At 66.4% G+C, this 11708-nt stretch carries 13 protein-coding genes; 10 read left to right on the top strand and 3 right to left on the bottom strand.

The window, feature by feature from the left end; all coding sequences use genetic code 11:
• The first annotated feature begins 160 nt into the window (after positions 1-160).
• Genes leuB through ACQY8M_RS07915 form a run of 3 tightly spaced genes read left to right on the top strand, consistent with a single transcriptional unit; the run spans position 161 to position 2061 of the window.
• Positions 161-1282 carry a 3-isopropylmalate dehydrogenase gene (gene leuB, locus ACQY8M_RS07925; RefSeq protein WP_428670591.1) on the top strand — a complete coding sequence of 374 codons (1122 nt, stop codon included), beginning with the start codon at positions 161-163 and terminating at the stop codon, positions 1280-1282.
• Positions 1283-1316: 34 nt separating this feature from the next.
• Positions 1317-1673 carry a hypothetical protein gene (locus tag ACQY8M_RS07920; RefSeq protein ID WP_428670589.1) on the top strand — a complete coding sequence of 119 codons (357 nt, stop codon included), beginning with the start codon at positions 1317-1319 and terminating at the stop codon, positions 1671-1673.
• A 31-nt stretch (positions 1674-1704) separates the two neighbouring features.
• Positions 1705-2061, top strand: coding sequence for a helix-turn-helix domain-containing protein (locus tag ACQY8M_RS07915; RefSeq protein ID WP_428670587.1), 357 nt, complete (start codon positions 1705-1707; stop codon positions 2059-2061).
• Between the two features lie 4 nt (positions 2062-2065).
• Here the strand turns inward: ACQY8M_RS07915 and ACQY8M_RS07910 are convergent, their stop codons facing one another.
• Together ACQY8M_RS07910 and ACQY8M_RS07905 are read right to left on the bottom strand one after the other, a co-directional pair.
• The gene (locus ACQY8M_RS07910) at positions 2066-2824 is read right to left on the bottom strand and encodes an anti-sigma factor family protein (RefSeq protein ID WP_428670585.1); all 759 of its coding nucleotides are present in this window, start codon (positions 2822-2824) and stop codon (positions 2066-2068) included.
• Positions 2805-3362: a sigma-70 family RNA polymerase sigma factor gene (locus ACQY8M_RS07905; protein WP_428670583.1), complete on the bottom strand. Its 558-nt coding sequence runs from the start codon at positions 3360-3362 to the stop codon at positions 2805-2807. Before ACQY8M_RS07905 ends, ACQY8M_RS07910 begins: the two co-directional genes overlap by 20 nt.
• A 96-nt stretch (positions 3363-3458) precedes the next feature.
• Between ACQY8M_RS07905 and ACQY8M_RS07900 the strand changes: the two genes are divergently transcribed.
• Positions 3459-4334: a metallophosphoesterase family protein gene (locus tag ACQY8M_RS07900; RefSeq protein WP_428670581.1), complete on the top strand. Its 876-nt coding sequence runs from the start codon at positions 3459-3461 to the stop codon at positions 4332-4334.
• 4 nt (positions 4335-4338) lie between these two features.
• Positions 4339-4689 (top strand): cupredoxin domain-containing protein, encoded by a 351-nt coding sequence (locus tag ACQY8M_RS07895; RefSeq protein WP_428670579.1) that lies wholly within the window; start codon positions 4339-4341, stop codon positions 4687-4689.
• 109 nt (positions 4690-4798) lie between these two features.
• Here the strand turns inward: ACQY8M_RS07895 and ACQY8M_RS07890 are convergent, their stop codons facing one another.
• The gene (locus ACQY8M_RS07890) at positions 4799-6469 is read right to left on the bottom strand and encodes a helicase HerA-like domain-containing protein (protein ID WP_428670577.1); all 1671 of its coding nucleotides are present in this window, start codon (positions 6467-6469) and stop codon (positions 4799-4801) included.
• Positions 6470-6586: 117 nt separating this feature from the next.
• Here ACQY8M_RS07890 and ACQY8M_RS07885 point away from each other — a divergent pair, with 117 nt between their 5' ends.
• The 5 genes from ACQY8M_RS07885 to ACQY8M_RS07865 are packed head-to-tail and all read left to right on the top strand — an operon-like array spanning position 6587 to position 11603.
• Positions 6587-8713: an FUSC family protein gene (locus ACQY8M_RS07885; RefSeq protein WP_428670575.1), complete on the top strand. Its 2127-nt coding sequence runs from the start codon at positions 6587-6589 to the stop codon at positions 8711-8713.
• Between the two features lie 2 nt (positions 8714-8715).
• Positions 8716-8946 carry a DUF1656 domain-containing protein gene (locus tag ACQY8M_RS07880; protein WP_428670574.1) on the top strand — a complete coding sequence of 77 codons (231 nt, stop codon included), beginning with the start codon at positions 8716-8718 and terminating at the stop codon, positions 8944-8946.
• On the top strand, positions 8943-9815 hold the full coding sequence (locus tag ACQY8M_RS07875) for an efflux RND transporter periplasmic adaptor subunit (protein WP_428670572.1): 873 nt from the start codon (positions 8943-8945) through the stop codon (positions 9813-9815). The genes ACQY8M_RS07880 and ACQY8M_RS07875 overlap by 4 nt, the downstream gene beginning before the upstream one ends.
• Positions 9816-9860: 45 nt before the next feature.
• On the top strand, positions 9861-10721 hold the full coding sequence (locus tag ACQY8M_RS07870; protein WP_428670570.1) for a sugar phosphate isomerase/epimerase family protein: 861 nt from the start codon (positions 9861-9863) through the stop codon (positions 10719-10721).
• Between the two features lie 9 nt (positions 10722-10730).
• Positions 10731-11603 carry a PhzF family phenazine biosynthesis protein gene (locus tag ACQY8M_RS07865; RefSeq protein WP_428670568.1) on the top strand — a complete coding sequence of 291 codons (873 nt, stop codon included), beginning with the start codon at positions 10731-10733 and terminating at the stop codon, positions 11601-11603.
• The last annotated feature ends 105 nt before the right edge of the window (positions 11604-11708 follow it).

The raw sequence follows: 11708 nt of genomic DNA, 5'->3' as shown, positions 1-11708 counted from the left end.
TACACCGTGTCATCCCGAGCGTAGCGAGGGATCTATGGGCAACACATAGATCCCTCGCTACGCTCGGGATGACACGGCTTCTCGGCGACCCGGAGTGCGACCGATGTCGAACTCGGGCACGCTCCAATCCCAACGTCTTACAAGCTGAGAGAAGAAGACAATGGCTTCCTCGAATCGCAATCTGCTGGTGCTGCCGGGCGACGGCATCGGCCCCGAAGTCATGAACGAAGTGCGCAAGATCATCGCCTGGATGGGCAAGAAGCGCGCGGTCGGATTCGACATCCAGGAAGACCTGGTCGGCGGCGCGGCCCTCGACAAGCACGGCGTACCGCTCAGCGACGACACGATGAAGGTGGCGCTGGAGGCCGACGCGGTGCTGTTCGGCTCGGTCGGCGGGCCGAAGTGGGATACCGCCGACTTCAGCAAGAAGCCCGAGCGCGGCCTGCTGCGCCTGCGCAAGGAGATGGACCTCTTCGCCAACCTGCGCCCCGCCAAGGTGTTCGACGCGCTGGTCGATGCGAGCTCGCTCAAGCCCGAGATCGTCAAGGGTCTCGACATCATGATCATACGCGAGCTGACCAGCGGCGTGTATTTCGGCGAGCCGCGCGGCCGTCATACCAACGCCAACGGCGAGGTCGAGGCCTACGACACCCAGCGCTACACGGTGGGCGAGATCCGCCGCGTCTGCGCCGTCGCCTTCGAGCTGGCGCGCAAACGGAAGAACAGGGTGCTGTCGGCCGAGAAGGCCAACGTCATGTACACCGGCGTGCTGTGGCGCGAGGAGGCGACCAAGCTGCACAAGGAGCAATATTCCGACGTGAAGCTCGAGCACATGTACGCCGATGCCCTTGCCATGCAGCTGCTGCGGTCGCCCAACCAGTTCGACGTGATCGTGACCGACAACCTGTTCGGCGACATCCTGTCGGACGAGGCCTCGATGCTGACCGGCTCGCTCGGCCTGCTGCCGTCCGCCTCGCTCGGCGCGCCCGACGCGACCGGCCGGCGCAAGGCGCTGTACGAGCCGATCCACGGCAGCGCGCCGGACATCGCCGGCAAGGGCCTCGCCAATCCGATCGCCGAGACGCTGAGCTACGCCATGATGCTGCGCTACTCGTTCGACCTCGGGAAAGAGGCCGACCTGGTGGAGACCGCGGTCGAGAACGTGCTGAAGGCCGGCTACCGCACCGGCGACCTGCTGGTCGGCAACACCGACGGCACCAAGAAGGTCGGCACCCAGGAAATGGGCGACGCCATCGTCAAGGAGCTCGACCGGTTGGCTTGATCTTACTACGCAAATTGCGTAGTGTAAATGGACGATGGACAAGCCTTTCTCGGTGACAATTCGCCTGAGCGAGGACGATAGCGACGGCAATATCTTCACCTTCGATTTCGACACGACGGCCGGCAGCTTGAAGGTGATGGCTGAAGTTCGCGTGGCAGGACGCAGAGCCTACGCCAGCGGACTTCATATCCAGGGCAACGACCGGGGCAAGAATGCGTTCGGTTGGGTGCACCTTAGATCCCTTGCTCAGGCCGCGCTAGATTGGCTTGGAGACAACTATGATGAACTCACCATTGAAGGAGCTGTTCGCACGAGTGGAGCGAATCCCGGGCGTCGTCCGGGTGACCTCAGGTTCACCCGCCGTCTACGCGCTCCGCCGGACGAGGCGTAGTCCCGCGACCATATCGATCGCGCAGGCTTTAATGAAGCGGCGCGTGCCGATCAAGCAAGCGCATACAGCAATCACCGCTCTCCTCGTCGAACCGAGCGTGATCGTCGAGCTACCGATGCTGGAAGACGCAAAAGCCTTCGAAACAGAAGTCGAAGCCCTTGGCGCAATTGCGATGCGGATCGAGGCACCGAATGAGGTCGACGTAAAGAATATCCGGGAGACGCTCGGCCTCTCGCAAGAAGCCTTTGCGCATCGTTTCGGCCTCGATCTCGCGACCGTTCGCAACTGGGAGCAGAAGCGGTCGCGGCCCGATACGGCGGCGCGCGTGCTGTTGCGGACGATCGAAAAGGAACCCGACGCCGTGACGCGCGCCCTGACAGCCGCCTGAGGAGTCAGCGTTCCGCGTCGAGCGCACGGCCGAGCGCCGCCGCGAAGGACGCGATCTCGCGCGGGGCGATATCGGACACGGCCCGCCACTCGAACCCGCCATGACGCCATTCGGCGATTGCGAAGCCGTCGCGCTCCAGGACGCGCGGCACGCTGTTGCCCGGCGTGGACGCGGGCCACAGGCTGACCGCCAGCTTGTGCTGGTTGCGGCGATAGACCAGCACGGCGACCTTGCGGCCGTCGATCACATCGAGGCGGCCGCCGAGCAGGGGGAATCCAGCGGTCGTGAGATCGTGCACCGGCGGCGCATAGTCGATGCGGCCGGCGTACCATGGCCTCACCGTGTGCCGATCCGACGAGGCGACCTCGACCGCGTGCTCGGCCATCGCCACGCGCAGATAGCTCGCGACCAGCGCATCGGACCCGCGGCTGCCCTGGCCGGTCAGCGTGCCTCCCAGCCAGCCGAGACCGAGGGCCACGATCACGCTCGCTGCCATCGCGCTCCATTGCGTCCACTGGCGCCGGCGCTCGCGCGGCTGGCCGGCGATAGTGCGCAGCTCACGCTCGACTCGCGCGCGCAGCAGGTCGGGTGCGGACTCGGCCGGCAGCTCCCGCAGCAGCCCGCTCAGCGCTCGTGCCGCGTCGAGCCGCTTGCGGCACTCGGGGCAGCCTTCGAGAGCCCGCTCGAATTCGGCACTTTCGACCGCCGTCAGCTCGCCATCGATATAGGCGTCGACCATCGCCTCACAGGTCGGGCAGTCCATGCTCCCTCCTTCCCAGGCGGCCACGCAATTCGGCGGCCAACCGTTCGCGCGCCCGCGCCAACCGGGACATGACCGTGCCGATCGGCATATCGAGCACGGCCGCGATCTGCTTGTACGGAAGGTCCTCGATCTCCCGCAGCACGAGGATCTCCCTCATCTCCTCGGGCAATGCCGCCAGCGCCGCCGCCACCTGGCGCCGCCGGTCGCCCGCAAGCGCGCTCTGCTCGGGATCAGGCCCGTCCGCTGGGTGGTTCTCAGCCAACTCCAGCGGCTGGTCCGCAGCGCGCTTGGCACGCATATCCACCCAGGTGTTGCGCACGATCCGCAGCAGCCAGGGCCGAGCCTCCTCGCCGCGAAAGGCGTGGAAGTAGCGCAGCGCCCGCAGCATCGCTTCCTGCGCCACGTCCTGGGCCTGCACAGGATCGCGCGTCAGCCAGCGGGCGAAGCCGTGCGCCGCGTCGAGATGCGGCAGCATGACGACGCGGAACCGCTCCACCGTCGCACGATCGGGCTTCGGCGCTTCCGACATGCCGCTCATCAGATATCAATACCGGAACACCGTCGATTTTATTCCCGGGGGAATATCGGCGGCGATCGCTCGGTAGTGCCCCATGAATACCGAGGAGGGATTCACATGCACTTCACCGATCGCCGCGATTTCCTGAAGCTGGCCGGCATGGCGGGCGTCACCTTCACCGCCGGGCTGTTCCCGCACCGCCAGGCCGCCGCCCAGGGCAATGACTTTCACTTCATCCAGTTCTCCGACACCCACTGGGGCTACAAGGGCCCGGCCAATCCCGATGCCGAGCACACGCTCGAAAAAGCAGTCGTGACCGTCAATGGCCTCGCACAGAAGCCCGATTTCATCGTCTTCACCGGCGACCTCACACACACGACTGACGATGGCAAGCTGCGGCGCGAGCGCATGCAGCGCTTCAAGGAGATCGTCTCGGCGCTCGCGGTGAAGGACGTGCAATTCATGCCGGGCGAGCACGATGCCTCGCTCGACAAGGGCGAGGCCTTCAAGGAGTTTTTCGGCGCCACGCACTTCACCTTCGACCACAAGGGCGTGCACTTCATCGCCCTCGACAACGTCTCCGATCCGGCCGCGCGGCTGGGCGACGAGCAGCTCGCGTGGCTCGCCGCCGACCTCAAGCAGCGCAAGACCGACGACCGCATCGTCGTGCTGACCCATCGCCCGCTGTTCGACCTGGTGCCGAACTGGGACTGGACGACGGCCGACGGCGCCAAGGCGATCGAGCTCTTGATGCCTTACCAGAACGTGGTGGTGTTCTACGGCCATATCCACCAGGAGCATCACCACGTGACCGGGCACATCGCCCATCATGCGGCCAAGTCCCTGATCTTCCCGCAAGCGGCGCCCGGTAGCGCGCCCCGGCGGCCGCCCCCGCCGCCGTTCGACGCCTCGCTGGCGCCGCTCGGCACGCGCGAGGTCGCGATCAGCGGCGGCAAGGTCACCCTCACCGAGCTGCCGGTCACCAAGGGCTGATCAGATGAAGCGCCGCGTGTTCGCCGCGCTGCTGATCGGCAGCGCGGCCGGGGGAGCCGCGCGCCTGGCTGCCCAGCCCTCCAACGAGGTCACCATCGCCGCCAGCAGGTTCGAGTTCACCCCGGAGACCGTGAAAGCAAAGGTCGGCCAGCCGCTGACCTTCGTGTTGACCTCGCTCGACCGAATCCACGGCTTCAAGATGCCCGAGCTTGGCATCCGCACCGACATCGTCCCCGATCGGGAGACGCGCGTGACGATCACGCCGACGAAGCCCGGCAGCTTCGTCTTCTTCTGCGACATCTTCTGCGGCGACGGCCATGAGGACATGAGCGGCACGCTGGTGGTGGAGGCTTAATCCGTCGTCCCGACCGAAGCTGAGCGTAGCGAAGCGAAGTGGAGGGACCTGCTCATGTACTTCTGCCGACATGAACAGGTCCCTCGGCTACGCTCGGGACAACGGGGAGTTATTTCACCAACCCGCCCAGCGCGCCGCGGAAGATCTGGCCGAGGATGCCGCTGTTGCGGCCGCTGCCGAAGATTGCTTTCGACGCTTCACGTACGGCGATGTTGGTCGCCGTGCGCGCCGCCGACTTCACGATCGTCGTGGTGATCGTGTCGCTGCGGCTGGCCGGTGTTCGCGGCATCGGGGAACTCGGCGGCGGCACGGGCCGGGCCTCGCGCAGCCGCGGTTCCGACTTGGGCCTGTCGTCGACGGGAGGCGGCTCCGGCGCCCTGCCCCAGGGACCGCTCGGCGCGGGCGGCGGCTGGATCGGCGGCGGCGCATCGTACTGGCCACGCCGGCGCTGCCTGGTGCTCGGCGTGGCCGGCGGCTCCTCGGGCGGGAGCTGGCCGCCGGTGGCGCGGCCCATCAGCACCTCGTAGGCCGAATCGCGATCGATCTCCTGCTCGTACTTGCCGGCCAGCGGACTCGCGCTGACCACGACGGCGCGCTCGGCGTCGGTCACGGGACCGATCCGGCCGCGAGGCGGAGCGACGAAGCAGCGCTCGACCGGCGTCGGCACGCCCTTGGCGTCGAGGAACGAGACCAGCGCCTCGCCGACGCCGAGCTCGACGATCGCCTCGGAGGCGGAGAACTTCTTGTTCGGCCGGAACGTATCGGCCGCGGCCTTCACCGCCTTCTGGTCCCTGGGCGTAAAGGCGCGCAGCGCGTGCTGCACGCGGTTGCTGAGCTGGCCCAGCACCGACTCCGGAATGTCGAGCGGGTTCTGGCTGATGAAGTAGATCCCGACGCCCTTGGACCGGATCAGCCGCACGACCTGCTCGATCTTGTCGAGCAGCGCCTTGGGCGCGTCGTCGAACAGCAGATGCGCCTCGTCGAAGAAGAACACGAACTTGGGCTTATCGACATCACCCACCTCGGGCATGACCTGGAACAATTCCGACAGGAGCCACAGCAGGAAGGTGCTGTAGAGCTTGGGACTTTCCATCAGCCTGTCTGCCGCCAGCACGTTGAGGGTGCCGACGCCCGACGCATCGACGCCGATCATGTCCTTGAGGTCGAGCGCGGGCTCGCCGAAGAAGCGCTCGCCGCCCTGCTGCTCGAGCGTCAGCAGCGCGCGCTGAATGGTGCCGATCGACTGCTTGCTGACATTGCCGTACCGGGTCGTGAGCGTGCCGGCGTTCTCCGCCGTCCACTGCAACATGGCCTGCAGGTCCTTGAAGTCGAGCAGCAGCAGGCCCTGCTCGTCGGCAACCTTGAAGACGATGTTGAGCACGCCTTCCTGGGTGGCGTTGAGCTGCAGGAGGCGGGCCATCAGGACCGGCCCGATCTCGCTCACTGTCGTGCGCACCGGATGGCCCTTCTCGCCGAACAGGTCCCAGAAGATCGTCGGAAACGCGCGGCCTTTGTAGCCGTCGATCTCGAGCTGCCTGGCGCGCTCGACGGCGCGAGGATTGGTGCCGCCGGCCTGGCTGACGCCCGATAAGTCTCCCTTCACGTCGGCCATGAACACCGGCACGCCATAGGCCGCGAATCCCTCGGCCAGCGTCTGCAACGTCACCGTCTTGCCGGTGCCGGTCGCGCCCGCGATCAACCCATGGCGGTTGCCGTACTTGAGCAGCAGATGCTGGTCGGTATCGCCCGCACCCACGAAGATCGATGTGTCGTCTGCCATGGAGCGAGCTTAGTTGAGTTCGCCTTTGCCGTCATTTGAGAGGTGTCCGAAAAGCGGGAAGGATCGCTTCTTGCCTTTGTCCTCAACGGCTGGACCGATATAAGCGCACGAGACACAATGAGCGTTGTCGAGACAAAGAACGGTCCACCTCGCCTCTTCGGGATCGATCTGGGTTGGCATAACTTCGCCTTCGCGATCCGGACTGCGGGTGCCGCAATCCTGGCCCTCGCGATCGCCTATTGGCTCGAGCTCGGCGACCCGCAATGGGCGACGATGACGGTCTATCTGCTCGCCCAGCCAACCGTCGGCGCTGCGCTTGCCAAAGGAACATGGCGGGCCGTCGGGACGGTGGCCGGCGGGACGTTTGGGCTCGTCCTTGTCGGCCTGTTCTCGCAGGCACCGGAACTGCTGGTAGCAGCCACCGTGCTCACGGTCGGAGCGAGCTTCTACGCCGGCGCGCGGTTGCGCAACTACTCCGCCTACGGCGTGCTGCTTGCCGGATATACGGCGCTGCTGGTCGCCTATGAGGGGTCGAACCATCCACTCGGCGCATGGTCGATCGCCTCCGACCGCACGCTGGAGATCCTGATCGGCATCGCCTGCAGCACGGCGGCGAGCGTGGTCGTCTTCCCGCGCTATGCGAGCGATGTCCTCGACCAATCCGTGGGTCGCACGATCGGCGGCCTGGCGCGCTATGTCGCGACCGCGCTGAGCCTGTCGACGCCTCTCGCCGTCTTTGCCAGGCTGCGCCGTCGCATGGTGGAGGAAGTCGTCTCGTTCGACGCGTTGCGCTCCTACACCCTGTTCGAGACGCCTGAAATGCGAGTCGATCAGCAAAGACTCCAGCGCATCATTCGAGAGTTCCTCACGGTGCTGTCCATCGGACGCGGCCTCTACTTCCGCCTCGACGCGTTCGACAAAGCCGGCGCCCAGGCCGTGCTCGAACGACTGCGACCGACCCTGGACTCGATCGCCGCGCAGGTCGAGCACTTCGCGGCGGACCCGCGCACACTGCGTGAGCGCCGACAGCTGCGTCGCGAGCTCGTGTCCGCGCGCGCCGCCTTGAGGCGCGCAGCGACCGATCTGGAAAGCATGGCCGGCAGCGTGCCGTTCGATCCGTTGGCAAACGCCCTCCTCATCCTCAATCGTGTCGGCGATCTCCTGCACGGCCTCGCGATGGCCGTCGTTACTCACAGAGCGAGCTTCCGCCGCGCCGAGCCATCGAAGCGAACGTCCCTTCGGGAATCGGCCGAATTTCCTCGACGGGAACCATTGTTGATCGCCCTTCGAGCTGGCGTTGCGGTGCTGCTTCTCAGCATCCTTTGGATCGCCACAGGGTGGAACGAAGGCTTCACCGCGGTATCCGGCGGAGCAACCATGCTGTTCTTCGGCGTCAACCAGGATAATCCGCAGCTTGCCGCTCGCGCCTTTCTCGTCTGGAGCACCATCGGCACCGTCGTCGGCTACGTCACAATGGCGCTCGTGTTCCCCTACCTCCAGGGCTTCGAGGCGCTGGCGATCGTGCTCCTGCCCCTGCTGCTCCCTGCGGGATTCATGGCCAGCACGCCGAGCCATGCCTGGGCAGGTATTGCTTTCGGCGGCTTCACCGTCGCGCAAATCGGCACCAGCAACCTCTTCACTCCCGACGAGCTCAGCTATGTCGACGGCACCGCGGCGCTGGTCCTGGGCATGGTGATTTCCCTCGCCGTCATTGCCGTTCTGCCGGTGAACGCGCAACCGCAGCGTGAGGCCTGCTGGCGGCGGTCGATCGGCACGATCCTTCCAGCCGTCGCGCGCGGCACGCTCTTGCCTCGTCGCGGCGCTGCGGAAATCCGCGCCATGCTGGCGGCCCTGCTGCCGCGCCTCGCTCTCGATCGCCAGCGCGACGAGGATTTCTTCCGTGGCACGCTCGGCGCGGCCTCCACGGCGATCGAGCTTGGACGCTTGGTGGAAGTCGTTGCCGATCCCGCCCTGCCGAAGGATGCCGCCCAAGCCATCCGGCGCTTCCTTGCACAGTTTGCGTCCACGCTGGAGAACCTCACCATCAGCCGCGCCGATCGCCGGTCGCGTCTTGCGGAGGCCGAGGCGATGGTCGGTGCAATCGACGCCGACCTCGCCGGGCGACCGCTGCAGCCGGGCGCCGCGGCGCGGTCGGTGTTGCGCGCCGGTGCGTCCCTGCGCTTCATCGCCGACCGCTTCTACCTCGACCGCGCCTATTTCGAGCACGGCTTCGCCGGGGATTGACCGTGGACCTGCCGAGCTTTTCCGTGCGCCACAGTGTCGAGTTCCTCGGCTTCTACCTGCCGCCGCTGGCGCTCTGCGCCGGAGGCGCGGTCGTTCTTTTCATCATCCTTCGCTGGCTTCTGGCGCGCCTCGGCCTTTACCATTTCGTCTGGCACCGCCCCCTGTTCAATCTCGCCCTCTATGTGTTGCTCCTGGGTGGCGTCGTGTTCCTGGGGGATCGAGGATGGCCATGATCACAACCCTGCGAGTCGCCATCACCTTCGCCGCCATGGTCGCGGCCGTGCTGGTCGGCTGGTGGCTGTGGGATTTCTACATGCTGTCCCCCTGGACGAGGGATGCGCGCGTGCTGGTGAATACCGGCGTGATCTCCCCCGACGTTTCCGGGCTCATCACGGCGATCAATGTGATCGACAACCAGAAGGTCGCGAAGGGCGACGTTCTGTTCGTCATCGATCGTGAACGCTTCACGCTGGCAGTCGAGGAAGCGCAAGCCAATGTGGAACAGAGCCAGTGGACGCTCAAGCTCGCCCAGGACAATGCGGAGCGGGATGCACGGCTCATCGCGCGCGATTCGAGCGCCATATCGGCCGAGACTGCGGAGGCCTCGCGCAGCAAGGCTGGCGAAGCCTCGGCAGCATTGCAGCTCGCGCGGTCCCGTCTTGCCACTGCCAAGCTCGATCTGGAGCGGAGCACGGTGCGCTCACCGGTCAACGGCCTGGTCACCAACCTCACCGCCACCGTCGGCGATTATGCGACCCGGGGGGCCGGAGTGCTCGCCGTGGTCGATACCGATTCCTTCTATGTCTACGCCTACTTCATGGAAACCAAGCTGCCGGCGATCAAGCTCGGCAGCGAGGCCGAGGTCCGGCTGATGGCCGGCGGGACGGTCCTGCGCGGCACCGTGCAGGGGTTGAGCCGGGCGATCGCCAATCCGACGGCCGCTCGGGGCGGACTTCTCGCGTCGGTCGATCCGAATTTCGAATGGATCCGGCTCGCCCAGCGCATTCCGGTGCGGATCGCCCTGGAAAAGGTCCCGGCGGACCTCCAGCTCGTAGCCGGCATGTCGGCAACCGTCGTGATCCCGTCGCCGTCACGTCGCTGAACGTTGCCATCTCGCTCGCGCGACGGGGAACGCATAGGATGGTTCATGTCCTGCACCCGTCTGGCCCTGGCCGTGATCGGCGACGAGATCGGCCCGTCGCTTCCGGAGATGCTGTCCTTCTGCCGCGAGAACGACGTGCGGCGGCTCGACATGCGCACCGTCGACGGCAGGAACCTGATGGGTATGACGCTCGAGGAGGTTGCCGCAATCGCACGGCAGCTGAAGGCGGCAGGTATCACGGTGCCGACCTTCGTCTCGCCGGTGCTCAAATGGCCAGCGCCCGGCAAGGCTTCGGCCGGCGGCAAGGTCGACTTCGCCTTCGATCCGGCCACCTGCCCCGCCGGCGATCCGCTGGCGCATGCCTTCGGCGTCGCCGAGGCGCTGGATGCGTCGAGGATCCGGGTGTTCAGCCATCTCCGCTATCCCGGCTTCGGGTCCGACGACCTCATCGCGCCGATGCGTCGCTTGTTCGACCTCGCCCACGGCTCCGACGTCGCGATCGAGATCGAGAACGAGCCGGTCTGCAACATCGGCTCGATCGCCGAGCTCGCGGCCTACTTCGCGACCCTGCCCACGCCGTCGCCTTATCTCCGGCCGTTGGTCGATATCGGCAATAGCTGGTCGATGGGCCAGCCACCGACCGATGAGCAGATCGCCACGCTCGCGCCGATGGTCGATCTGATCCATCTCAAGGACCGCGATCTCGAGGCCCGGCGCACCGTGCCGCTCGGCGACGGGCAGGTGCCGTGGGCCATGGAGCTGAAGCGTCTGCTCGAGGGCGTAACGGAGCCCGAGGTCGTCGCCAGCCTGGAGACGCATTGTCCGCAGGACGGCCGCAATGCCACAGCCCGATCAGTGGCGGCCCTGAGGAGAATTGCTGACGAGATCGGCGTGGAGATCGTCTAGAAGTCGCGAATGCCGACCTTCTCCTTCGTCACCGTCGACGTCTTCACCGATCGCCGTTTCGGCGGCAATCCGCTCGCCGTCTTTCCCGACGCGCGCGCCATGAGCGACGCCGACATGCAGTCGCTCGCCGCCGAGTTCAACCTCAGCGAGACGACCTTCGTGCTGCCGCCGGCCGATCCGGCGAACACGGCAAGAGTCCGCATCTTCAACCGCAAGTCGGAGATGCCGTTCGCCGGCCATCCCAATGTCGGCACCGGCTGGGTCCTGGCGCAGCAAGGCCGCGCCAAGGACGGCATCCTGCGCTTCGAGGAGATCGCCGGGCTGGTCGAGGTTCAGGTCGCGCCGGAGGGCGTGACGATTGCCGCGCCGCAACCGTTGTCGCTCGGACCGGAAATGCCGGTCGAGCTGGTGACCCGCTGCGTCGGCCTCTCGACGAGCGACATAGTGACGACCGCGCACCGGCCGGTGAGCGCCACGGTCGGCAACTCCTTCGTGATCGCCGAAGTCACCGGCGAGGCTCTGACCCGAGCCGTGCCGGATATCAGCCAATTCCGCGAGGCCGCCGGAACCTACACCGCGATGGGTCCGAATCGCCTGCCGCTCTATCTCTATGCGCACGACGGCGCGCGGATTCGCGCCCGCATGTTCTCGCCCCTGTCGGGCACGATCGAAGATCCGGCGACTGGCAGCGCCGCGACCCCGCTTGCCGCCCTGCTGCTGTCTCTCACCCATGACGCCGAGCGCCGGTACGAGATTGCACAAGGCGTCGAGATGGGCCGGCCGAGCCGCCTGCTGTGTACTGCCCGCCGCGCTGCCGACGTCATCCGCGCCAGCGTTGGCGGCAACTGCGTGCCGGTGCTGTCAGGCGAGGTCTCGCTGTAGCGTACGCTGGGAGCGCGGCTCTCCAGAGCCGCTCTCCTTCAGATTGCTACACCCCATGAGCGGCTCTGGAGAGCCGCGCTCCCAGCAGTCTGAAAGGTTCACAAG

Origin of the sequence: Reyranella sp., assembly GCF_965279465.1 — a bacterium.
Taxonomy (GTDB): domain Bacteria; phylum Pseudomonadota; class Alphaproteobacteria; order Reyranellales; family Reyranellaceae; genus Reyranella.
Note: the sequence above shows the minus strand (reverse complement) of the source record. Positions and strands in the feature narration are given on the sequence as shown.